The 21,354-nt window shown below is 67.6% G+C and carries 20 protein-coding genes; 6 read left to right on the forward strand and 14 right to left on the reverse strand.

The window, feature by feature from the left end; all coding sequences use genetic code 11:
• Positions 1–114 precede the first annotated feature (114 nt).
• Positions 115–336, forward strand: a complete 222-nt coding sequence (locus tag AC2FAN_RS19190; protein WP_476805761.1) for a hypothetical protein — start codon at positions 115–117, stop codon at positions 334–336.
• A 44-nt stretch (positions 337–380) separates the two neighbouring features.
• Here the strand turns inward: AC2FAN_RS19190 and AC2FAN_RS19195 are convergent, their stop codons facing one another.
• Together AC2FAN_RS19195 and AC2FAN_RS19200 are read right to left on the reverse strand one after the other, a co-directional pair.
• Positions 381–1,823 (reverse strand): undecaprenyl-phosphate glucose phosphotransferase, encoded by a 1,443-nt coding sequence (locus tag AC2FAN_RS19195; protein WP_485175908.1) that lies wholly within the window; start codon positions 1,821–1,823, stop codon positions 381–383.
• 145 nt (positions 1,824–1,968) lie between these two features.
• Entirely contained in the window at positions 1,969–2,343 is a 375-nt protein-coding gene (locus AC2FAN_RS19200; protein WP_476805759.1) for a VanZ family protein, read from the reverse strand.
• Between the two features lie 209 nt (positions 2,344–2,552).
• Here AC2FAN_RS19200 and AC2FAN_RS19205 point away from each other — a divergent pair, with 209 nt between their 5' ends.
• Positions 2,553–3,290 carry an aspartate/glutamate racemase family protein gene (locus AC2FAN_RS19205; protein WP_485175909.1) on the forward strand — a complete coding sequence of 246 codons (738 nt, stop codon included), beginning with the start codon at positions 2,553–2,555 and terminating at the stop codon, positions 3,288–3,290.
• 85 nt (positions 3,291–3,375) lie between these two features.
• A complete protein-coding gene (locus tag AC2FAN_RS19210; protein ID WP_485175910.1) occupies positions 3,376–4,770 on the forward strand; it encodes a DUF2793 domain-containing protein in 1,395 nt (464 codons plus the stop codon).
• Positions 4,771–4,773: 3 nt separating this feature from the next.
• On the opposite strand, the gene AC2FAN_RS19215 is transcribed toward AC2FAN_RS19210, so the two are convergent.
• The 4 genes from AC2FAN_RS19215 to AC2FAN_RS19230 form a co-directional block, all read right to left on the reverse strand.
• Positions 4,774–5,697 carry a 3-hydroxyacyl-CoA dehydrogenase NAD-binding domain-containing protein gene (locus AC2FAN_RS19215; protein ID WP_485175911.1) on the reverse strand — a complete coding sequence of 308 codons (924 nt, stop codon included), beginning with the start codon at positions 5,695–5,697 and terminating at the stop codon, positions 4,774–4,776.
• A 2-nt stretch (positions 5,698–5,699) separates the two neighbouring features.
• Complete coding sequence (araD, locus tag AC2FAN_RS19220; protein WP_485175912.1) at positions 5,700–7,433, reverse strand: L-arabinonate dehydratase; 1,734 nt, start codon at positions 7,431–7,433, stop codon at positions 5,700–5,702.
• Between the two features lie 197 nt (positions 7,434–7,630).
• The gene (locus tag AC2FAN_RS19225) at positions 7,631–8,548 is read right to left on the reverse strand and encodes a dihydrodipicolinate synthase family protein (RefSeq protein ID WP_485175913.1); all 918 of its coding nucleotides are present in this window, start codon (positions 8,546–8,548) and stop codon (positions 7,631–7,633) included.
• Positions 8,538–9,239, reverse strand: a complete 702-nt coding sequence (locus AC2FAN_RS19230; protein ID WP_265053840.1) for a GntR family transcriptional regulator — start codon at positions 9,237–9,239, stop codon at positions 8,538–8,540. The genes AC2FAN_RS19225 and AC2FAN_RS19230 overlap by 11 nt, the downstream gene beginning before the upstream one ends.
• Positions 9,240–9,441: 202 nt before the next feature.
• On the opposite strand from AC2FAN_RS19230, the gene AC2FAN_RS19235 reads away from it, so the two are divergent.
• Positions 9,442–10,413: a Bug family tripartite tricarboxylate transporter substrate binding protein gene (locus tag AC2FAN_RS19235; protein WP_485175914.1), complete on the forward strand. Its 972-nt coding sequence runs from the start codon at positions 9,442–9,444 to the stop codon at positions 10,411–10,413.
• A gap of 20 nt (positions 10,414–10,433) precedes the next feature.
• Here AC2FAN_RS19235 and AC2FAN_RS19240 read toward each other — a convergent pair whose 3' ends face one another.
• Positions 10,434–11,363: a LysR family transcriptional regulator gene (locus AC2FAN_RS19240; protein ID WP_485175915.1), complete on the reverse strand. Its 930-nt coding sequence runs from the start codon at positions 11,361–11,363 to the stop codon at positions 10,434–10,436.
• 75 nt (positions 11,364–11,438) lie between these two features.
• Here AC2FAN_RS19240 and AC2FAN_RS19245 point away from each other — a divergent pair, with 75 nt between their 5' ends.
• Together AC2FAN_RS19245 and AC2FAN_RS19250 are read left to right on the forward strand one after the other, a co-directional pair.
• A complete protein-coding gene (locus tag AC2FAN_RS19245) occupies positions 11,439–12,365 on the forward strand; it encodes a hypothetical protein (RefSeq protein ID WP_476805750.1) in 927 nt (308 codons plus the stop codon).
• Positions 12,362–13,372, forward strand: a complete 1,011-nt coding sequence (locus AC2FAN_RS19250) for a DUF2891 domain-containing protein (RefSeq protein WP_485175916.1) — start codon at positions 12,362–12,364, stop codon at positions 13,370–13,372. Before AC2FAN_RS19245 ends, AC2FAN_RS19250 begins: the two co-directional genes overlap by 4 nt.
• Before the next feature lie 161 nt (positions 13,373–13,533).
• On the opposite strand, the gene AC2FAN_RS19255 is transcribed toward AC2FAN_RS19250, so the two are convergent.
• From AC2FAN_RS19255 to AC2FAN_RS19285, 7 genes are read right to left on the reverse strand one after another with little or no spacing between them, the layout of a single operon-like run.
• On the reverse strand, positions 13,534–14,571 hold the full coding sequence (locus AC2FAN_RS19255) for an LLM class flavin-dependent oxidoreductase (RefSeq protein WP_485175917.1): 1,038 nt from the start codon (positions 14,569–14,571) through the stop codon (positions 13,534–13,536).
• Positions 14,572–14,606: 35 nt separating this feature from the next.
• Positions 14,607–15,542, reverse strand: a complete 936-nt coding sequence (locus tag AC2FAN_RS19260) for an ABC transporter substrate-binding protein (protein WP_265053834.1) — start codon at positions 15,540–15,542, stop codon at positions 14,607–14,609.
• Between the two features lie 44 nt (positions 15,543–15,586).
• Positions 15,587–16,519: an ABC transporter substrate-binding protein gene (locus tag AC2FAN_RS19265; protein ID WP_485175918.1), complete on the reverse strand. Its 933-nt coding sequence runs from the start codon at positions 16,517–16,519 to the stop codon at positions 15,587–15,589.
• Positions 16,520–16,551: 32 nt separating this feature from the next.
• The gene (locus tag AC2FAN_RS19270) at positions 16,552–18,351 is read right to left on the reverse strand and encodes an amino acid ABC transporter permease/ATP-binding protein (RefSeq protein ID WP_320109557.1); all 1,800 of its coding nucleotides are present in this window, start codon (positions 18,349–18,351) and stop codon (positions 16,552–16,554) included.
• A gap of 37 nt (positions 18,352–18,388) precedes the next feature.
• Positions 18,389–18,925 (reverse strand): GNAT family N-acetyltransferase, encoded by a 537-nt coding sequence (locus tag AC2FAN_RS19275; RefSeq protein ID WP_265053832.1) that lies wholly within the window; start codon positions 18,923–18,925, stop codon positions 18,389–18,391.
• 35 nt (positions 18,926–18,960) lie between these two features.
• Positions 18,961–20,304 (reverse strand): LLM class flavin-dependent oxidoreductase, encoded by a 1,344-nt coding sequence (locus AC2FAN_RS19280; RefSeq protein WP_485175919.1) that lies wholly within the window; start codon positions 20,302–20,304, stop codon positions 18,961–18,963.
• A 26-nt stretch (positions 20,305–20,330) separates the two neighbouring features.
• On the reverse strand, positions 20,331–21,335 hold the full coding sequence (locus AC2FAN_RS19285) for an MsnO8 family LLM class oxidoreductase (RefSeq protein WP_485175920.1): 1,005 nt from the start codon (positions 21,333–21,335) through the stop codon (positions 20,331–20,333).
• Positions 21,336–21,354: the final 19 nt, after the last annotated feature.

The following is a 21,354-nucleotide window of genomic DNA, read 5'->3' on the forward strand; positions in this document are numbered from 1 at the left end:
ACCGCGTTGCGATAAACTTGACCGGAAATTTACCTTGAGCTTTTTTTGCGGATCGATTTCAGTCATCTTCGACCATATCGAGTTAACGCAATTTTAACGCTACGAGCCAGTGTCATGCGACCAGAGCGCGTGCAGCCAATTCCGGTGCCATTTCGCATCTCCGGCCCGGATCGGGCGCCGCAGGCGGCGAACGACAACGGCGCCGATATTCATGAAAGCATCGCGAGCCTCATCGTCGGGCGGTCTCTGATCGTCGGCACCATCGTCGCGGTGCTGGCGCTCACGCTCGGCTGGGTCGCATGGCTCGGGCGCGCGATCTGGCGTCTTTTCGCCTGAGAGAAGCGACTCTTCCGAGGAGCGGGCGGGACGCTCGGAAGGCTTCAGCGCGCGTTGGCGAAGGCTTTTCGGCTGAAGACGGTCCGGAAGAGGATCGCGACGTCGAGCCAGAACGACCAGTTGTCGATGTACCAATGATCGTAGGCCACGCGCTTGGCCATCTTCTCGTCCGTATCGGTTTCGCCCCTGAAGCCGTTCACCTGGGCCCAGCCGGTGATGCCCGGCTTGACGTTGTGGCGGCGTGCGTAATTGGCGATCCTGCGCTGGAACTCGACGTCATGGGCAAGCGCGTGCGGGCGCGGGCCGACCAAAGACATATTGCCGGCAATGACGTTCAGGAGCTGCGGCAGCTCGTCGAGATTGTAGCGCCGCAGCACATGGCCGACCCTGGTGATGCGGACATCGTTGCGCCTGGCCTGGACCACGACCTGGCCGTCGTCGGTGGTGGTCATCGTCCGGAACTTGAAGATGCGGAATGCCTGCTGGTTGAAACCATAGCGCCGCTGGCGGAAGAGGACGGGGCCGGGCGAGTCGAGCCGGATCAGGGCTGCGATCATGATGAGGAGCGGCAAGGTCAGGACGAGGCCCAGGGAGGCCGCGACGACGTCGAAGGCGCGCTTGGCGGTGATTTCTGCCCCCGATAGCGGCCGGCGCGTCAGGCGCAGGCTCGAAAACGAGCCGGTGCGAACGATATGCGGCGTTTCAAAACGCTCCATGATCGGCTCGGGCGCAAGATGGATGGCGACCGGGAGATTGGTGAAGGCGCCGACGCAGGCCTCGATCGTCTTCTGCTCGGACCAGGGCAGGACGATGAAGACGGCATCGGGCTGCCTGGCCCGGCAATTCGCCGCGGCGGCGGCCAGATCGGCCGCCATGTCCGCCGGATTGCCATCCTGGCTCGATCTCAGGAACGCGACATCGACGATCGCGAAGCCGACATGCCAGGGCTTGTGCCGGGCGACGAAGGACATGACGTTCTCTTCACGCCCGATCAGGAAGACGCGCTCGGCCGTGATCCGGCCGGCCTTGCTGCCCGCAGCGACCCATTGGACAAGAAGCGAGCGCGACAGCGCGATGACGGGAATGCCGGCGAGATAGGTCGCGAGGATCACGGTGCGCGAATAGTGATCGGCGATCTTGGCGAGGAAGACCAGCGCCAGGAACGCGACCATCGTGATGTTCCAGACGACGAAGGCCGATGCGATCTGCCCACGCGGCGAGAGGTAGTTGCCGAGCTGGTAGCGCCCCTGCATCAGATTGATGAAGACGAAGATCGTCGTCAGCATGGCCGCCAGTTCCGGCGTCGCGCCATCGATTCCGAATTCGTTCTGGACTGCGAGATGATAGACGACCGACGCCGCATAGACGAGAGTGCCGACGATGAGCGCGTCGCTCGCCGCGGTGGAGGGGCCGAGCCAATACCGCCAGAGTCGGGGGCGGCTTTGGGGCGTCGCCAGCAGCGCACCGTCCAGATCGTTGACGCTCATATCCCAACCTTCTGATCCGATCCGCGCGGCCGATGCATGTCCCGCTTTGGAACATGGCATCGCGTCGGATCCGTAATGAAGGCTAAGTGGCAAAGCGTATGCCGCCGGCGTTTGAACCGGATCGAGGCATCGGGGCGGTCAAAGCTTAGGCGACGCTGCGGAAGCGCCGGACCATATATTCGAAAGAACTTGCCATTGCGGCGCCGACAAGAGCGCCGGCGATCTTCACCAGCGCGTCATGGGGCATGCCGTGACGGGACATTTCCAGGGTCTGCAGCCACTCCAGACCGGCCGCCAGAGCGACCAGGCCGGGCAGCACGAGCCAGCGCTGGCGCGGATAGGCGAAGGTCAGCAAGGCACCGGCGGCAAGATAGGCAAGGAAGCGTTCGGCATCCGGTCCCAGCTCCGAGAGATGGGGCCGGGCGTCTATCGGCGAGAGCGTCGAGCCGATGATCACGAGCAGGGCGATCCAGCCCGTGATGATGGCGCAACGGCGTAGCTTGTCGAGGGAGGCGTTCAAACCGGAGCTCCGAAGGCTGGCGCGACGTTCAGCAAGATGTGGGCCAGCACTGGAAGAATCGTGCCGCGCCGAGGCCCGGCTGCGCCCTTATGGCGGGGTGAAAACGGCGAAGCAATGGCACAGGCGAGATCGGCGGCGCCTTCGCCCGGGAGTTGATGGCTGGCGCGCCGGCGCGAGGATAACATGCCGGCCGGAGCGGGGGAGGTTTCATGGTGGGTGATTCGGCGGCGCGGATCGCGCGGGGCGGCAAGGCGATCTACGGCGTGCCGCTGGGCATACTGATGCTGGAGGCGCGGTTTCCGCGTATTCCCGGCGATATGGGCAATGGCACCACCTGGCCCTTCCCGGTGCTCTATCGCGTCGTCGGCGGGGCCAGTCCCGAGAAGGTTGTGCTGAAGGGAGCTGCGGGGCTGCTGCCGGATTTCGTCGAGGCTGCGCGCGAGCTTGTCCGCCTCGGCGCCGAGGCGATCACCACCAATTGCGGCTTCCTCTCGCTGTTCCAGCGCGAGCTTGCCGCGGCGGTCGGTGTGCCGGTCGCGACCTCGTCGCTGATGCAGGTGCCCTGGGTGCAGGCGACGTTGCCGCTTGGCAAGCGCGTCGGGGTCGTCACCGTCTCGGCTGCGAGCCTGACGCCGGCGCATCTCGAGGCGGCCGCGGTGCCGCTCGATACGCCGATCGCCGGGACCGAGAACGGACGCGAGTTCTTCCGCGTGCTGATCAAGGCCGAGAAGGACGACATGGATGTCGATCTCGCCCGGCAGGATGTGGTGCAGACGGCGCTCGCCCTTGTCGCACGGCATCCCGAGGTCGGCGCGATCGTGCTCGAATGCACGAACATGCCGCCCTATGCCGCCGATGTGCAGGCGGCGACGGGGCTGCCGGTCTACGACATCTACTCGCTGATCAGCTGGTTCCATGCAGGCCTGAGGCCGCGCCGTTTCGCTTGAAGCTGCCGACTTATCCCCGGTGGTCCGTATCGCCGGATAATCCGGCCTCGCGGCAGCATGGCGCTGCCCCCTCCCGCGAGGCTCCATGACTGATACGCCCCGACTTTCGCTGCCGCTGCTCGCTGCCGGCCAGGCGCAGAAACACGTCACCCATAACGACGCATTGATGCGCCTGGACGCGCTGATCCATCTCGTCGTCGGCAGCCGGACGCAGCCCGCCCCTCCGACCTCCCCGACAGAGCTGTCCGCCTATATCGTGCCACCCGGCGGCACCGGTGTCTTCGCCGGGCGCACCGATCAGGTCGCGCTCTTCGAGGATGGCGGCTGGACCTTCCTGACGCCGCGCAGCGGCTGGCAGGCCTGGGTGGCCGATGAGAACGAGCACAATCTCTGGACCGGCACGGAATGGCGCCGCGCCAGCCCGCTCAGCGGTCTCGGCGCCGAGCGCTGGGGCGTGAACGCGACGGCCGACGCAACCAATCGGCTCGTGGTCTCGTCCGAGGCCAGCCTGTTCAACCATGCGGGCAGCGACCACCGGCTGAAGCTGAACAAGGCCGGCGCGGGCAATACGGCCAGCTTGCTGTTTCAGAGCAACTGGTCGGGGCGGGCCGAGTTCGGCCTTGCCGGCGACGACGATTTCCGGGTCAAGGTCAGCGCGGATGGGTCGGCCTGGCACGATGCGCTCGCCATAGACCGCGCGACCGGCGGCGTCGCATTGCCGGGCTCACCCTGGGCCGGCGGGCAGAATCTGCTGGTCAATGGCGACATGGCGATCAACCAGCGTGGCTTCGCCGGTGGGGTGTTGGCGGCGGGCGCTTATGGCTTCGATCGCTGGAAGGCCGCGACGGGCGGCGCCAATCTCTCGCTCAGCGGCTTCACCGTCACCTTGAGCTCCGGAGCCGTCGTTCAGCCGGTCGAGCCGGCGTTGTGGGGCCTGTCGTCCTTCGCCGGCCTGCCGTTGACGCTGTCAGTCGAGGAGTTGGCCGGTGGCAGTCTCTCCGTCGCGATAGGCAGCCAGACCGGCACCATCGCTGCGGGCACCGGCCGCCGGTCGCTGACGCTGACGCCGGCCGTGGGCGATACGGGAGCGCTCCAGATCCGGCTATCTCCGAGCGCCGGCGCCGTCAGCTTCGCGCGGATCAAGCTCGAACGCGGCCGGATCGCCACGGGTTGGATGGCGCGCCCGCTCACCGTCGAGCAGATGCTGTGCCGGCGCTATCATTGGCGCCCCGACGGGCAGGTGCTGATCGATGCCTATCAGGCTGGCGCCGCTGCGTCGCGCCAGAGCATCGGATTGCCGGTGTCGATGCGGGTGACGCCGAGCGTCGGCTTTTCCGTCTCGCAGGAGATCAATGTGCAGGGCGCCGATCGCGGCGTCCTCGTGCAATCGCCGGAGCGCGCTTATGCCTATGTCACGGCGCAGGCGCTCGGCCGGGTGCGGGCGGCTTTCGACGCCATCGCCTTCGACGCCGAGCTGTGACGCTCACTCGCTGACGAGCTTGCGGGAGCGCAGCAGGGCGAGCAGCCCTTCGTCGCGGCGCTCCTCCAGCTCCGCGATCGAACGCCCCGCTGTTTCCTCGGCGACGCCGTCGACGATCCGGCGCTGAACCTCCTGGCCGAGCGAGGGGTTCCCGAGAGATTGCCAGCGGCGCTCCTGGCTCGGGCCGAGATGGGCGAGGTAGCCGGCGATGCCGCCTTCGCCGCCGCCAAGATGATAGGTCATGTGCGGCCCCATCAGCGCCCAGCGTAGGCCGGGGCCGTTGCAGAGCGCGGCGTCGATCTCAGCGACGCTCGCCACCCCTTGCTCGACCAGATAGACCGCCTCGCGATAGAGCGCCGAGGCCAGGCGATTGGCGACATGGCCGGGCATCTCGCGCTGGAGAACGACCGGGCGCCGGTCGAGGCTGCGGTAGAACGCGACGGCTCGCGCAACGACCGCCTCATCCTCGCCGACGATCTCGACCAGCGGGACGAGATGCGGCGGATTGAACGGATGCGCGACGATGACGCGGCGCTTGTCACGACAGTCGGCGACGATCGCGCTGCGTAGCAGCGCCGAGGTGCTGCTGGCGATGATGATGTCCGCTGGAAGAGCGGCGTCGAGACGCGCCAGAAGCTCCCGCTTCATTGCCTCGTTCTCGGGGCCGTTTTCCTGGACGAAGTCGGCCTCGTGCAGCGCTTCGTCGAGATCGCGGGTGAAGATGTACTGGCCGGTGTTGGCCAGGCCGAGCTCGGCGAGCTGAAGCCGGGCGCGCTCGACCGCCTGACGGAACTTCTCGTCAGCTCCGGGAGCGGGGTCGTATGCGGAGACGTTCAGCCCGTGCGCCATGGCGAGCGCGGCCCAGCTGCTGCCGATCAGGCCGGCGCCGATGATGGCGACGCGCCCGATGTCGCGAATATCCTGCATCGTCAATGGATCTCTGGCTCCGGCACCTTGGCGGTGCCTTCCAGATAGTCGAAATCGCAGCCCTTGTCGGCCTGGCGGATATGGGCGGCCGACATCTTGCCCCAGCCGCGTGGATAATCGCGATCGGGCGGAGACCAGTTCGCGAGTCGGGCGGCGATCTCCGCCTCTGTCAGGTTGACCGAGATGCTGCGGGCCTCGACATCGACACTGATGATGTCGCCCGTCCGCACCGCTGCGAGCGGCCCCTTGATATAGGCTTCCGGCGCGACATGCAGGATGCAGGCGCCGTAGCTGGTGCCGGACATGCGGGCGTCCGAGATGCGCAGCATGTCGCGCACGCCCTGCTTCAGCAGCTTCTTCGGGATCGGCAGCATGCCCCACTCGGGCATGCCGGGGCCGCCGACCGGGCCGCAATTCTTCAGCACCATGATGTGGTCGGCGGTGACGTCGAGGCTCTCGTCATTCACGGCCCGCATCATCGCGTCGTAATCCTCAAAGACGAGCGCCGGGCCGGAATGCCTGAGCAGGCGGGGCTCGGCGGCCGAGGGCTTTATGACGCAGCCATCGGGGGCGAGATTGCCCTTCAGCACAGCAAGGCCGTTGGCGGTCGATACGGGTCTGTCGAGCGGGCGGATGACATTGTCGTCATAGACATTGGCGAGCGCGATCGTCTCGGCCAGCGGCTTGCCGGTGACGGTCATCGCATCGGTGTGGAGCTTGCTCTCCAGCTGCTTCAACAGGGCGGGCAAGCCGCCGGCGTAGAAGAAATCCTCCATCAGGAAATCGCCGGAGGGGCGCAGGTTCGCGATGACCGGAACGTTGCGCGAGAAGGCGTCGAAATCGTCCGGCGTGAGCGGCACGCCGGCGCGGCCGGCCATGGCGACGAGATGGATGATCGCGTTGGTCGAGCCGGCGACGGCCATGTGGACGGTCAGCGCGTTCTCGAAGCTCTTGCGGGTCAGGATCTGGTCGGGCGTCAGGTCTTCCCAGACCATCTCGACGATGCGCTTGCCCGCGGCTGCCGCCATGCGCGGATGGGCGGCGTCGGCGGCGGGAATGGCGGAGGCGCCGGGCAGGGTGAGGCCGAGCACCTCGGCATGGCTCATCATGGTCGCGGCGGTGCCCATCACCATGCAGGTGCCGTAGGAGCGGGCGATGCCCCTTTCCATGTCCTTCCATTGGTCGCCGGTGATGTTGCCCGCTTCCTTCTCGGCCCAGTATTTCCAGACATCGGCGCCGGAGCCCAGCACCTTGCCGGCCCAGTTGCCGCGCAGCATGGGCCCGGCCGGCACGAAGATGAAGGGCAGGCCGGCGCTGCAGGCGCCCATGATCAGCGCGGGCGTGGACTTGTCGCAGCCGCCGAGCAGCACGGCGCCGTCGAGCGGGTGCGAGCGGATCGATTCCTCGGTCTCCATCGCCAGGAAATTGCGGTAGAGCATCGTCGTAGGTTTTTGATATTGCTCGGAGACGGACATCACCGGGATCTCGATCGGGAAACCGCCGGCGGCCCAGACCGCGCGCTTCACCGCCTCGGCGCGGTCACGCAGATGGGTGTGGCAGGGGTTGATCTCGGACCAGGTGTTGATGATGCCGATGACCGGCTTGCCCATGAACTCCTCATGGCCGAACCCCATCTGCAGCGCGCGCGAGCGATGCCCGAAGGAGCGCAGGTCGCTCGCGCCGAACCAGCGCCAGCTGCGCAGGGTCTCGGGCGTCTTGCGGGGGCGGGTCGGCATGGGCGTTTCCTCGAATTCCCGGTGTTGTTGGCGCGCGAACCTCTCGGTCATTCCGGGGCGGCCCGCAGGGCCGAGCCCGGAACCCATGAACACGGAGCCATGAGGACGGGCGCGGCGATGGCAGCGCAAATCCTGCGCCGCCAGTGTTCATGGGTTCCGGGCTCTTCGCTACGCGAAGCCCCGGAAAGACGGAGAGCCTACTCGGCCGCGGCCTTCACGGCACCCCAGCCCGAGACGATGCAGCGCAGCTCCGCGCGCTCGGCCTCGTTGAGCTCCGGCAGTCCCGGCAGGCGGACCGGGCCGACATCGGTGCCGAGCAGGCCGAGCGCTTCCTTGACCACCGTCACATTGGCGCCGTTGCCGTATTTCGTGCGCAGCTTCTCGAAGCCGGCGATGGCATCGACCTCGCGTCGGGCCATCTCGTAGTCGCCGGCCTCCAGCGCACGCCAGACGGCGAGCGAGCGTTCGGGCACGACATTGATCAACCCCGAGGTGAAGCCGCGCGCGCCCAGCGCATAGAAGGGGGCGGCCCAGCCCTCGGCGAGGCCGCAGATCCAGTTGGCCGAGGTGCCCTCGGTCTCGCGCACGCAGTCGGCGAGCAGCATCATGTTGGTGGAAGCGAACTTCACGCCCGCGACGTTCGGATGGGTGGCGATGCGGATCAGGTCCTTCACGCCGATCGCGTCGGAGCGGATATAGGCGACGAGCGGGAGCGGCAGCGCCTCGGCGATGGCGAGGATGTAATCGGCCTGGGATTGCGGGGCTGCGAAGGGGTCGAGCGGATGGTGCACCATCGCGGCGTCGCAGCCGGCCCTGGCCGCGAGCCTGCCCGTCGCGACCGCCTCGCGCAGGGAGCGGCCGATGCCCGCCGTGACCAGCGCCTTGCCGGCGGAGGCCTCGGCTGCAACGGCGTGTGAGCGCTCCACCTCGGCCGTCGTCATCGGGTAGAATTCGCCGGTATTGCCGGCCGAGACGATGTTGTGGATGCCGGCTTCGGCGATGCGCCGGACGATCCTGCCCGTCAGCGCCCAGTCGGCCTCGCCATCGGCCTTCCAGGCGGTGACATGAACGCCGGAAATGCCGCGCAGCGCGGCCCGCAACTTGTCATTCGTCATAGTCCAGTCCTTCCGCATACGCGCCGAAGACCAGCCGAACATGGGCCTTCGCCGAGCGGACGATGTGACGGCGCATCGTGAGTTCGGCCCGCGATGGATCGCGCGCCGCGAGCGCCACATAGATGGCGCGGTGTTCCTCGAAGCCCCGGCGGCGTTCGGCCGGTTGCGAATGCAGCGCGATGCGCTGGGCATGGTCATACATGCGCTGGCCGTCGAGGCGGCCCTCCAGATAGGGGCAGCCCGAGATGCGATGGATCGCGCGATGAAAGGCCTCGTTGAGCGCGACCAGATCCTCGAGCGCGCCGTGCTCCGTCGCCTGCTCCATCTTGGCGACGAGCCTGGCGAGCTCGGCTTCGCCACCCTGGGACAGGCGGTTCGCGGCGATATGCGCCATGACGCTTTCCAGTGCGGCGCGGCAGAGCGCCATCTCCATTGCCTGCCGGGCCGAGAACTCGACGAAGACGCCCCTGCGCGCCTCGGTTCGGACCAGCCCTTCGCTCTCGAGCTTGCGGATCGCGTCCTTCACCGGGGTGGTGCTGACGCCGAGCATCTCGGCGAGATGGCGCTCGTTGAGGCGCTCCCCGTCGCGGAAGCGCCCGGCGACGATGGCGCGGCGAAGGCGCTCATGCACATGCTCGCGCAGGGAGCGCAGCAGGTCGGGCGCGACGGGTTCGATGGCGGCCTGCAGCATTCGTCCTTCCAGGATGGCGAGGCCGGAAATCCGCGCGATCCGGCTTCCACGCAGCAACGTCGGCAATCAAACAGCACAATCAGGTTTCGACGGCAATCTGAAATTTCAGATTTCAATACGGCGATCCTGTGCTATCGATCGTGACAAGCGCCCGTTCATGAGGCGCAAGGCGGCATTTCCGCCTCCGGGAGGAACGAAACCAATGAGTATCACACGCAGAACGATGATGGTTGCCGCTGGCCTGGCCGCGGTAGGCCCTGCCTTCGCGCAGGGCGGCTATCCCGGCGGCCAGGTCGTGACCATCGTCGTGCCCTTCGCCGCGGGCGGCACGACCGACCTGCTCGGGCGCATCCTGGCCGACCGGCTCGGCGCGCGCCTCGGCGGCAAATTCATCGTCGAGAACCGCGCCGGAGCAGGCGGCAACACCGGCGTCGCCGCCGTGGCCCGCGCCCCGGCGGACGGCTACACGCTGACCATGGGCACGGTCTCGACCCATGCGATCAACCCGGCCGTCTACGCCAGGCTGCCCTTCGACCACATCAAGGATTTCGCGCCGATCTCGCAGGTGGCGAGCGTGCCGAACATCCTCATGGTCAATATCGACCTGCCGGCCAAGACGGTGCCGGAGCTGATCGACCTTCTGAAGAAGAATCCGGGCAAGTATTCCTTCGGCTCGTCCGGAGCGGGCACCTCGACCCATATGGCGGCCGAGCTGTTCAAGGTCGCGACCGGCACCGACATGGCGCATGTGCCCTACCGGTCCAGCGGGCAGGTGACGCAGGACCTGCTCTCCGGCCAGATCCAGATCACCTTCGACAACATCACCATCGCCTGGCCGCATGTGCAGGACGGCAAGATCAGGGCGCTCGCGACGGCGACGCCGAAGCGACTGGAGGTCGCCAAGGACCTGCCGGCCCTGGCCGAGTTCATTCCGGGCTACGACGCCAGCTCCTGGCACGGCTTCTTCGCGCCCTCGGGCGTGCCGAAGGAGATCGTCACCAAGCTCTCGATCGAGACGCAGGCGATCATGAAGGAGCCGGCGGTGATCGAGCAGCTCAGGAAGCTCGGCGTCGACCCGGTCGGATCGAGCCAGGAGCAGTTTACCGCGCATATCGCCTCCGAGACGAAGCGCTGGGCCGAGGTGGCGCAGAAGGCGAATGTGAAGATCGAGTGAGCTTGGTCGCGATGCTGCGCCTATGGGGCGGGGGCTGCGGCGATCGCATCCGTGAACCAGCGCAGGGCCGGGTCCGATAGCGCGCGCCGCGCGTGCAGCAGGTCGATGTCGAAAGCGGGGACCTTGCAGGGAAGCGGCGACACCGCGACGCCCGCGCCGGCCGCGAAACGGCGCGCGACCCGCTCGGCCATCGTCGCCACCAGATCGGTCCCGGCCACCGCGAAGGGCACCGCCACCACATGGGGCAGGGTGATGGCGACGCGGCGCTTCAGCCCGGCCGCATCGAGCGCGGAATCGATCGCGCTCGGTAGGCCGTCGCCACCTACTGCCGAGAACAAGGCATGCGGCAGGGCGGCGTAGTCGCTCAGGCTCAGCGCCGCCGATCCTGCGGCATGGGCAGCGTCGCGGATGCAGACGAAGCGCTCCTCGATCAGGCGCCGGCGCATGCCCGTCGCCGAATCCGGTAGGTGGCCGCCGACCAGCGCATCGAGCTCTCCCCGCTCCAGCCTTGCCACGGCATCGCGCGCATCGGTGATCGGCCGCACGGCCAGATCGATGCCCGGAGCTTCCCGCCGCAGCCGTTTGACCAAAGCGGGCACGACGACGAGATCGCCATAGTCCGTCACGGCGATGACGAAACGCCGCTTCGACGTGGCGGGGTCGAAACCCTGCCGCGGCGCGAGCGCTCCCCGGATATGCTCGAGCGCGGCACCGATCGGCCGTGCCAATGCCAGGGCCTTCTCGGTCGGATGCATGCCGGTCGCGGTGCGCAGGAACAGCTCGTCGTCGAACAGCTCGCGCAAGCGCCGCAAGGCGCTGCTCATCGAGGGTTGCGCCAGCCCGATGCGGCTGGCTGCGCGCGTGACGTGCCGCTCCTCGATCAGCGCCTCGAACGCCACGAGCAGGTTGAGATCTACCGCCGCTAAATTCATGCTGCCAATGATGGTCATATAAACAATCGATTTCAACGATGTTCTATTCGCCTCTAGATCTGCCCCGAGCTTCTCGGTCTGCCGGCAGGTGCGATGTCCTTCCCGTTTGCGCGTTACATCCCACGCGGACCGACATTGCTGATCTTCGGTGTGTTCACCGGCATCGCGCTTCCGGCCCTGGCCGAGACCGCGCGTCCGGCCATGGCTGTCGCGATCTTCGTGATCGTTCTCGGCACCTTGCTCAGGGTCGACGGCAGCGCCTTTCTGCGCACGCTGCGGCAGCCGCGCCTTTCGCTCTTCCTGCCGGCGATGGTGATGCTGGTCTGCCCGTTGCTGGTGACGTCGGCGGCGAGGGGCGCTGGACTTAGCCCCGACCTAGCACTGGCGATGGTGCTTTCCGTCTGCGCGCCGCCATCCGGGGGAAACGCGGCGGTGGCGCGCCTGCTCGGCTTCGATCCAACGCTGCCGTTGGCCGTGACCTTGCTGTCGATGGCGCTTGCGCCGCTGACGGTTCCGCTTCTCGGTCAGTGGCTCGGCGGAATCGGTTTCGATCCCTATGAGCTGGCGCTGCGCCTATTCATCCTGACCGCCGGAGCCGCAGCGGTCGCAGGGCTGCTGCGCCACTACGCCAGGCGGGCGCTGGCCCGGACCGGCGCGGCGGTCGATGCAGCCGTTTTCGGAGCCTTGCTGGTCTTCGCAGTCGCGACGATGGCCGGGGTGCGCGCCCAGATCGAGGCGGACCCGGCGCTGGCATTGTCCTGCGTCGCGCTGGCCTTCGCCTGCAACCTCGCGCTGCAGGCGCTAGGCGTCGTCCTGACGCCCGGAAGCCTCGGCGAACGCCTCACCGTCGGGCTGACCCTCGGCAACCGCAATGTCGGGCTGGTCTGGTCCGCGATGGGAGCAGCGACCTCGCCGACGATGGCGCTTTTCTTCGCGGCGACGCAGTTTCCGATCTACATGACCCCACGCCTGATCGCCTTCCTGATGCGCCGGGCCGAACCGGAGACAGCCAAGCCATGACCGCTTCCGCCTTGACCGAAGAGATTGCCGTCCGCTTCGCCCGGATCGCGCTCGGCCATGTCCGCCGGGAATATCCGAACAAGCCGGACCATACGCTGGCCGGGCCGCAGGATGCGCGCACGCCGAGCGAGCTCCATCCAGTCTTCTACGGGAGCTATGACTGGCACTCCTGCGTGCACAGCTACTGGATGCTGGCCCGCCTGCTGCGGCGCTATCCGAAGATGGAAGCAGCCGCCGAGATCAGGGCGCTGTTCGACGCGCAGCTCGTTGTGGACAAGGTGGCGATCGAATGCGCCTATCTCGCCGCGCCGACCGCGCGCGGCTTCAAGCGGCCCTATGGCTGGGGCTGGCTGCTAAAGCTCGCCGCGGAGCTGAAAGGGCTCGACGACGGCCGCTGGGGCAGGGCGCTGGCGCCGCTCGCTGAAGTCTTCGCCCAGCGCTTCCGTGACTTCCTGCCGATCGCGACCTATCCGGTGCGTGTCGGCACGCATTTCAACACGGCCTTCGGCCTGCGCATGGCTGCCGACTATGCGGCGGCGACCGATGACGGCGCGTTCCTGACGCTGCTGCGCGAGACGGCGCTGCGCTGGTATGGGGCGGATGTCGATTGCCCGGCCTGGGGCGAGCCGAGCGGCGACGACTTCCAGTCATCCGCCCTGATCGAGGCGGAGTGCATGCGCCGCCTGATGCTGCCGGAAGCGTTCCTGCCGTGGTTCGAGCGTTTCCTGCCGCACCTTGCACGGAGCGAGCCTGCGATCCTGTTCAAGCCGGCGACCGTGACCGACCGCACCGACGGCAAGATCGCGCATCTCGACGGCCTCAATCTCAGCCGCGCCTGGTGCTGGGGCGCGCTCGCCGCGGCCCTGCCGCCGGACGATGCGCGACGCCCCATCATCAAGGACGCCGCGCGGCGTCACCTCGATGCGGGGCTGCCTCATATCGCGGGCGATTATATGGGCGAGCACTGGCTTGCCACCTTCGCCGTGCTCGCGATCGAGGAGCGCTAGGGCAGGGCGAGTTCTGATGGAAACCGGGCGTCATCCCGGACGAGCTGCAGAGCAGCGCCGATCCGGGATCCATCGTGGGGCTTCGGAGCCCTCCGACGGCTCCCGGGGCAAGCCCGGGATGACGCCGCGGTTCCGAGAATAGTCAGGACGCTCCAGACCGGTCAGGCGGCGCCCTTCAGCTCCGCTCCTCCGCGCCAGCCGAGCGCCGGAGCGATCAGCCTAGCGAAATCGCCGATGATCTGGCGGTAATCCTCGATGCGGAAATTATACGGCAGCTCCAGCCGCAGCGTGTCGACGAGCGGCAGGATCGGGTCAGCCGCGAGCTTTTCGATCAGCTCGGCCGCGGTGCCGACCAGATCCGGCGCGAACAGCGTCCGCCGCTCGCCCTGCGGGGCGAGGGTGCGGGCATGGCGGCTGGCGGCGTAGTCGCGATAGCGCTGCCGGGTTGACGCATCGGCACCGTCGAGCGGGACGATGACCCGGCCGACGGCGATGCGCGGTGTTCCTTCGCCGCGCCAAAGCTCGCGGAACGTTTCGATATGGCGCCTTTGCGTCTCGAAGAAGTCATTCGTTTCCTCGCCGGTGTTGATGTTGCCGACGAGCAGCTGGAAACCGGTCTCGGCGGCCCAGCGCGCCGAGCGCAGCGAGCCGCCGCCATACCAGAGCCGCTGGCGCAGTCCGGGGGCATGCGGTCGCAGCCGGGGCCGATGCTCGCCGGCGGCCGAGGTGATGCGCGTCTCGGGATCGCCGAGCCACTCGCCGGCGATATTGGCCGCGAGCCTGGCGACGCGCGCATGCGAGAAGTCGATCGCCGCCGGATCACCGTCGAAGAAGCGATCGCCCAGCAGCTTGCCGAAGGGTGGCGGCCCGGCGCTGAGCCCGACGTTCAGCCGGCCGCCGGAGAGGACATCGACCAGCGAGAGATCCTCCGCCAGCCGGAACGGGTTCTCGTAGCCCATCTGGATGACGGCGGTGCCGAGCCCGATCCGGCTGGTGCGCTGTGTCGCGGCGGCGAGAAAGGTCGCCGCCGAGGACAAGCCAGGTTCGAGATGGCGCTGGCGCACCCAGGCACTGTCGAAGCCGAGCGCCTCGCCGTGCTCGAAGAGCCTGAGCGTGTCTTCGAGCCCGGCGCGCGGATCGACATCGTCGTAGTTGCCGGGAGTCAGGAAGGCGATCTGCCTGATCGAGAGTTTCGTCATGTCAGTCGTTTCGTCATGTCAGTATTTGCGCAGGCTCAGTACTTGGGCAGGCCGGGTGGATTGGTCTCGGAGCGTTCGAGAGCTTCCTCTTCGAGGCTCCAGCGTGCGAGCAGCTGGCGATATTTGCCGTTGGCGATGAGGTTGTTGGTGGCGAGCGTCAGTGCATCGACGAGGCCGCTGCCCTTGCGCGTGGTGATCGCGACGTCTGATTTCAGCGGCCAGCCGGCGCTGAGCGTCCCGACGCGCTTGATGTCCTTGTCGCGGGCGGCGACGAAGACGAGCTGGGCATGGGGCTGGACGATGACATCGACCCGGCCGCCGCGCAGCGCGACGAGGCGTGCGGCTTCATCGTCGAAGAGCTGCAGTTCCAGCGGTTTCAGGCCGGCGGCGACGTTGCTCTTGCTCCATTCGACCAGGATGCGCTCCTGATTGGTGCCGCCGCCGACGCTGAAGCTCAGGCCGGCTGCATCCTTCGGCTCCTTGATGCTGGCGACCTTGCTGTCGGCCCTGACGAAAAAGCCGTGCAAGCCCTGGCGATAGGTCGAGAAGTCGAACTTCTCCTTGCGCTGTTCGGTGACGCCGACATTGGAGATGACGGCGTCGTATTTGCCGGAGGTCAGGCCGAGCGGCCAGTCGGCCCAGGCGAGCGGCACGAGGTTGAGCTTCAGGCCGAGGCTGTCGGCAATGAGCTGGGCGAAGTCCGGGTCGGCTCCGACCACGGTCCTCGCGTCCGTGGCATAGGTCGCAAGCGGCGGCCCGCCCGGGCTGATGCCGACCGTGAAGATGCCGGGCTCGACGAATTTGAAGCCCTTAGGGACCGCGGCGACGACTGCCGGGTCCTTCTCGGCGCGGATGCGGCCGGTCTGTTCGGGGCCGAGGTCGAAAGGCGCCTGCTGGGCGAAGGCGGGCGAGAGACCCGCCACGCCGAGCGCACCGACGAGAAGCGAAAGGAGAGTCCGTCGCGGAACCATGGTGATCTCCAGTTCTTGAAAAAAGTGCGGCCGGTCGCGGGCGATCAGGCTTTCGGCAGGCCGGGCGGGTTGGTGCGCGATTCCTCGATCGCCTCGGCCGAGAGGTTCCAGCGGGCGAGCGCCTTGGCGTAGTTGCCGTTCTTGATCTGGCCGTTGAGCGCGTGGGTAATCGCGTCGGCGAGGCCGGCGCCCTTGCGGGTCGTCACCGCGATCTCCGCGAGAACCGGCCAGCCGCCCGAGAAATTGCCGGCGAGCCGGGTCTTGCCCTCCTGCGCCGCCTTGAAGCTCAACAATGCGTTGGGGCCGAGATAGGCGTCGGCGCGGCCGGATTCGAGCGCGAGATAGAGCACGACGTCGTCGTCGTAATACTGCGGCTCGACCGGCTTGAGCCCCGCCTTGATATTGGCCTCGTTCCAGCGCAGCAGGATCTGCTCCTGATTGGTGCCGGCCGAGACGATGATCTTGAGGCCGGCGACGTCGCGCGGCTCGCGGATGACGATCTCGTTGTCCTTCTTCACGTAGAAGCCGAGCAAATCCTTGCGATAGGTCGAGAAGTCGAACTTCTCCTTGCGCTGCTCGGTGACGGTGACGTTGGAGATGACGGCGTCGTATTTGCCGGAGGTGACGCCGAGCGGCCAGTCGGCCCAGGCGGTCGGCAGGACCTCGAGCTTGCGGCCGAGCGCATCGGCGATGAGCTGGCCGATATCGGGCTCGGAGCCGATGATCGTCCGGGTGTCGTTGGCGTAGCTGCCGAAGGGCAGGCGCCCCGCGGTGTTCGCGATCGTGAAGACGCCGTCCTTCACGAACTTGGCGTCCTTGGCGATGAGCTTGATCGCGGCCTCGTCGATCTGTGCGCGCGGACGTCCCGCCTGCTCGGGCGAGAGGTCGATCGCCTGCTGGGCAAAAGTGCGGGCGGGGAGGATGGCAGCCGAGGCGGCGCCGGCGAGGAGGCTCAGTGAATCGCGTCGCGTGATCATGGTCGGATTCCTTGTCTGGCGTGGGCGGAAGGTCAGAGCACCTTGGCGAGGAATTCGCGGGTGCGGAGGTGATGGGGATTGCCGAAGACCTGGGCGGGAGTGCCGGTTTCGAGGATGCGCCCGGCTTCCATGAAGACGACCTGGTCGGCGACCTCACGGGCGAAGCCGATCTCGTGGGTGACGATGACGAGGGTCGTGCCGGAGCGGGCGAGCTCCTTGATGACGTCGAGCACTTCGCCGACCAGCTCCGGATCGAGCGCCGAGGTTGGCTCGTCGAAGAGCAGGACCTTCGGCCGCAAGGCGAGGGCGCGGGCGATGGCGACGCGTTGCTGCTGGCCGCCGGAGAGTTGGCGCGGATAGGCATCGGCCTTCTCGGCCAGGCCGACACGGGCGAGGAGCTCGCGGGCCTCGGCCAGGGCCTGCTCGCGGGAGAGCCCGCGCACCGTCACCGGCGCCTCGACGATGTTCTCGATCGCGGTCAGGTGCGGGAAGAGATTGAAGTTCTGGAAGACCATGCCGACGTCGACGCGCCGGGTCAGGATGTCCTTCTCTTTCAACTCGTACAGCGTCTCGCCGTCCTGCCGGTAGCCGATCAGCTCGCCGTCGATGGCGATGAAGCCTTCGTCCACCCGCTCCAGATGGTTGATCGAGCGCAGCAGGGTCGATTTGCCGGAGCCGGACTGGCCGATGATCGCGGTGACGCTGCCGGGACGCAGCGCGAGGTTGACATCGTCGAGCACCTTGAGCGATCCGAAGCTCTTCGAGACGTGGCTGATGCGGATCTCGCCGCCGCTGCGCCGGGAGAGCGTGGAGAGCGAAGTTGCCCCGTTCGCGGCCGGCGCCTGTGCCGGGGAGGCAAAACCGTTGCCTGCTGCTGCCGGGACGCGGCTGCGGCCGAGCCAGCGCAGCGCCCTGTCGATCACCGAAGGGGGCGGGTTGCGCAGGGCGCCACGCGAATAATAGCGCTCGATATGATGCTGGACGAAGGAGAGGACGCTGAGGATGACGAGATACCAGACCGTCGCCACCATCAGCAGCGGGATCACCTCCAGATTGCGCCGGTAGATGACCTGGATCGTGTAGAACAGCTCCGGCAGCGCGAGGATGTAGACTTGGCTGGTGCCTTTCGCGAGGGTGATGACCTCGTTGAAGGCGGTCGGCAGGATCGACCGCATCGCCTGCGGCAGCACGATGCGCGAGACCTGGCGGCGGCGCGGCAGGCCGAGCGCGGCAGCGGCTTCCAGCTGCCCCTGGTCGACCGAGAGGATGCCGCCGCGGACGATCTCGGAGGAGAAGGCGGCAGCGTTGAGCGTCAGCCCCAGCACGGCGGCGAGGAAGGGCGTGATCAGCTGCGTCGTCGACCAGGAGGCGAAGGTGATCTCGGTGAAGGGGATGCCGAGCCAGACCGTGCTGTAGAGATAGCCGAGATTGTTCAGGATCAGCAGCAGCACGATCAGGGGGATCGAGCGGAAGAGCCAGACATAACCCCAGGACAGCGAGGCGAGCAGCGGCGAGCCGGAGACCCGCGCCAGCGCTAGCCCGGTGCCCAGCAGGAAGCCGAAGACCGTGCCGAGCAGGGTGAGCAGCAGCGTGCGGCCGAGCCCGGCCAGCACCGGCTCGGCGAAGAACCATTCGGCGAAGACGTCCCAGCCCCAGCGCGGGTTCGCAAGCACCGAGTTCAGGACGGCGAAGAGCACGACGCCTGCGAAGATGGTGCCGATGATGCGCGCCGGATAACGAGCCGGAACGATGCGGTAGCGGCTGAAGTCGCGGTTCGGCGCCGGGGTCTGGGCGTGCGCGGGCAGGCCCGCGAAGTCGCTGGCGAGGGTCATGGCTGGCTCTTGTTATTGTGAGAGAGGGAGCGGGCCGTCAGGCAGCGCTGAGCGACGAGCGAGTATCCGGCGGTCGCGACAGCGCAGCCGGCGCGACGGAGAGCTCCTTCTCAAAAGGCAGCTTGCCGTAAGTCTCCGGATCGACCGAGACGTCGAAGAGCGGGGTGTAGCCCGTTTCCAGATAGAGCCCCTTGGCCTCCGGCTGGCGGAAGCCGGTGGTCAGGAAGATCCTGCCGTAGCCCTGCCGCACGGCCTGCAATTCCAGCTCGATGACGATGCGACGTGCGAGGCCCTGGCGGCGAAAATCGCTATGGGTCCAGATGCGCTTCATTTCGGCGGTGCGCTCGTCGTAGCGCTTGAAGGCGCCGCCGGCGATGGCCCGGCCGTCGCGCAGCAGCAGGACGAAGTTGCCGTCCGGCGGGGCGAAGAGCTCGGCCGGATAGCGGCTCATCTCGGCACCGGGCGCCTCGCCGAAATAGTCGCCGTAGCGGCTGGCGTATTCCCAGGTGAGCTGCTCGACCAGCGGCTGGGCGAGCGGATCGAGCGGGGTGGTGTAGAGGAATGCGTCGGCCATGGCTGAGCCTTTCCGTGAGATCGTTGCGGGGCGGCTCAGCCGGCGCGGCGAGTGAAGGGCGCATCCGACGGGACCGCGTAGCGGCTCTCGCGACGGCCTAAGCCGAGATGGTCGCGCAGGGTCGCGCCCGGCAAGGTGCGGTCGTAGACGCCGCGCGCTTCCAGCACCGGGATGACAAGCTCGACGAAATCGTCGAGACCCTGGGCGATCACCGGGAAGCCGAGGATGAAGCCATCGGCGGCTTGCGTCTCGACACGCTCGATCAACCTGTCGGCGACATCCTCGGCCGAGCCGATGAAGTCCGTTCGCGGCGTCGCGGCTTCCAGCGCGGCCTCGCGCAGCGTCTGGCCCTTCAGGGCGGCGTTGCGCTTGATGCGGTCGGTGGTTGAGCGGAAGCTGTTCTTGCCGATCTCGCCGAGCTCCGGGAAGGGCGCGTCGAGCGGATAGGCGCTGAAGTCGTGATGGTCGAAGAAGCGGCCGAGATAGGCGAGTGCATCCTCGATCGAGATCAGGTCTCGGATCGCCCGGTACTTCTCCTCGGCTTCGGCCTGCGTGCGCCCGACGATTGGGCCGGCGCTCGGAAAGACCTTGACCTCCTCGGCCAAGCGGCCATGGGCGACGGCGCTCGTCTTGATGCTGCGGTAGAAGCTCTGCGCTTCCTCGAGCGGGACGTGGTTGGCGAAGACGGCGTCGGCATGGCGACCGGCGAGGCCGATACCGGCATCGGAGGCGCCGGCCTGGAAGATCACCGGCTGGCCCTGCGGCGAGCGCTGGATGTTGAGCGGACCCTCGACCTGGAAGAAGCGGCCCTTGTAGTTGAGCGCGTGCAGCTTCTCGCGGTCGAAGAAGCGGCCGCTCTCGCGGTCGCGGGGGAAGGCGTCGTCGTCCCAGGAATCCCAAAGACCCTTGGCGATGTCGAGATATTCGTGGGCGATCTCGTAGCGCAGTGCGTGCTCTGGATGCGGGCGGCTGTAGTTCCGGCCGGAGCCCTCCAGCGGCGAGGTCACCGCGTTCCAGCCTGCGCGCCCGCCGCTGAGCAGGTCGAGCGAGGCGAATTGCCGGGCGATGGTGAAGGGGTCGCTGTAGGAGGTCGAGACTGTGCCGACGAGGCCGAGCTTGCTGGTGGTTGTGGCCAGCGCCGAGAGGATCGTCAGCGGCTCGAAGCGGTTGAGGAAATGCGGGATCGACTTGTCGTTGATGTAGAGCCCGTCGGCGACGAAGGCGAAGGCGATGCCGTTCTCCTCGGCCTTGCGGGCATTGCGGATGAAGAAGTCGAGATTGACGCTGGCGTCCGGCGGGTTGCTCGGGTGGCGCCAGGCGTTCATGTGGCTGCCGGCGCCCTGGAGCATCAGGCCGAAGGTGAGGCGGGTGCGGGACATGCGAGCGTCCTTTCGAAAAGAGCGGATCAGGCCGCCAGCGCCGGCGTCTCGCCGGCGAGCAGCGTGACGGAGGCGAGTCGCTTGGCGGTGAGGGCGCCCGGCGTTTCAATGATGAACTCGGCGATGCCGAAGCGGGCGTGCAGGGCATCCAGCTCGCGGCGCACCTGCTCGGGCGTGCCGGCGAGGACATGCGGCGTGCGGATCTTGGTGCGGTAGGAGGCGGCGCCGGCCTGGCGGGCATATTCCGCCGCCTGCTCCTCACTGCCGAGGTTGAGGTTCTGGCCGTTGTCGAGCGTGAGCCGGACGACGCGATGGTTCTCCGTGAGGCTCAGCGCCTCCTCGGCGGTCGGGGCGGCGAAGGCCGCAACGGCAAGCAGCGGCGCGGATGAGCCGCCGGACCTGGTGTAGGCTTCGAGGCTCTCCTCGATCGCCTTGGGGTCGCCGTTGTGATGTCCGGCGAAGACGAAATGCCAGCCGCGCTCGCCGGCCTGGCGGCCGCTGTCGGGGCTCGCGCCGAGCAGGAAGCGCTCCGGCGTCGCGGGCGGCACCGGGAAGGCACGGGCCTTCTCCTGTGGGCCGAGCGCCTCGGATGGCGCGGTCAGGAAAGCGTCGAGCTCGGTCAGCAGCGCCTCGAAGGATGGCGCGCGCGCCGGGTCGTGCAGGACGCGAAGCGCCTTCGTCGACAGAGGCAGGCCGCCGGGCGCCTTGCCGATACCGAGATCGACGCGGCCCGGCGCCAGCGAGGACAGCAGGTTGAAGATCTCGGCGACCTTATAGGGGCTGTAATGCGGCAGCAGGACGCCACCCGTGCCGATGCGGATGCGCTGGGTGCGCGCCAGCAGATAGGCGGCCAGCACCTCGGGCGCCGAGCTGGCAAGGCCGGGGAAATCGTGATGCTCGGCCAGCCAGAAGCGGCGATAGCCGAGCCTTTCGGCTGTCTGGACAAGGGTCGTGGTGCGCTGGAGAGCCGCGACGGCGGTTTCGCCTTCGAGGATCGGGCTCTTGTCGAGCAGGCTGAGGCTGTAGGTCATGTCGGGATGCCGTGGGAGT

Source organism: Allobosea sp. RIT-PG3_2, from assembly GCF_057321085.1.

Bases quoted from the DNA above. Each gene is read 5' to 3' on its own strand.
- AC2FAN_RS19240 (WP_485175915.1), bottom strand. From the start codon at position 11,363: ATGACCATCATTGGCAGCATGAATTTAGCGGCGGTAGATCTCAACCTG.
- AC2FAN_RS19275 (WP_265053832.1), bottom strand. From the start codon at position 18,925: ATGGCCGACGCATTCCTCTACACCACCCCGCTCGATCCGCTCGCCCAG.
- AC2FAN_RS19230 (WP_265053840.1), bottom strand. From the start codon at position 9,239: ATGCTGCAGGCCGCCATCGAACCCGTCGCGCCCGACCTGCTGCGCTCC.
- AC2FAN_RS19270 (WP_320109557.1), bottom strand. From the start codon at position 18,351: ATGACCCTCGCCAGCGACTTCGCGGGCCTGCCCGCGCACGCCCAGACC.
- AC2FAN_RS19260 (WP_265053834.1), bottom strand. From the start codon at position 15,542: ATGGTTCCGCGACGGACTCTCCTTTCGCTTCTCGTCGGTGCGCTCGGC.
- AC2FAN_RS19255 (WP_485175917.1), bottom strand. From the start codon at position 14,571: ATGACGAAACTCTCGATCAGGCAGATCGCCTTCCTGACTCCCGGCAAC.
- AC2FAN_RS19210 (WP_485175910.1), top strand. From the start codon at position 3,376: ATGACTGATACGCCCCGACTTTCGCTGCCGCTGCTCGCTGCCGGCCAG.
- AC2FAN_RS19245 (WP_476805750.1), top strand. From the start codon at position 11,439: ATGTCCTTCCCGTTTGCGCGTTACATCCCACGCGGACCGACATTGCTG.
- AC2FAN_RS19195 (WP_485175908.1), bottom strand. From the start codon at position 1,823: ATGAGCGTCAACGATCTGGACGGTGCGCTGCTGGCGACGCCCCAAAGC.
- AC2FAN_RS19265 (WP_485175918.1), bottom strand. From the start codon at position 16,519: ATGATCACGCGACGCGATTCACTGAGCCTCCTCGCCGGCGCCGCCTCG.
- araD (WP_485175912.1), bottom strand. From the start codon at position 7,433: ATGCCGACCCGCCCCCGCAAGACGCCCGAGACCCTGCGCAGCTGGCGC.
- AC2FAN_RS19280 (WP_485175919.1), bottom strand. From the start codon at position 20,304: ATGTCCCGCACCCGCCTCACCTTCGGCCTGATGCTCCAGGGCGCCGGC.
- AC2FAN_RS19250 (WP_485175916.1), top strand. From the start codon at position 12,362: ATGACCGCTTCCGCCTTGACCGAAGAGATTGCCGTCCGCTTCGCCCGG.
- AC2FAN_RS19215 (WP_485175911.1), bottom strand. From the start codon at position 5,697: ATGCAGGATATTCGCGACATCGGGCGCGTCGCCATCATCGGCGCCGGC.
- AC2FAN_RS19225 (WP_485175913.1), bottom strand. From the start codon at position 8,548: ATGACGAATGACAAGTTGCGGGCCGCGCTGCGCGGCATTTCCGGCGTT.
- AC2FAN_RS19205 (WP_485175909.1), top strand. From the start codon at position 2,553: ATGGTGGGTGATTCGGCGGCGCGGATCGCGCGGGGCGGCAAGGCGATC.
- AC2FAN_RS19285 (WP_485175920.1), bottom strand. From the start codon at position 21,335: ATGACCTACAGCCTCAGCCTGCTCGACAAGAGCCCGATCCTCGAAGGC.
- AC2FAN_RS19190 (WP_476805761.1), top strand. From the start codon at position 115: ATGCGACCAGAGCGCGTGCAGCCAATTCCGGTGCCATTTCGCATCTCC.
- AC2FAN_RS19235 (WP_485175914.1), top strand. From the start codon at position 9,442: ATGAGTATCACACGCAGAACGATGATGGTTGCCGCTGGCCTGGCCGCG.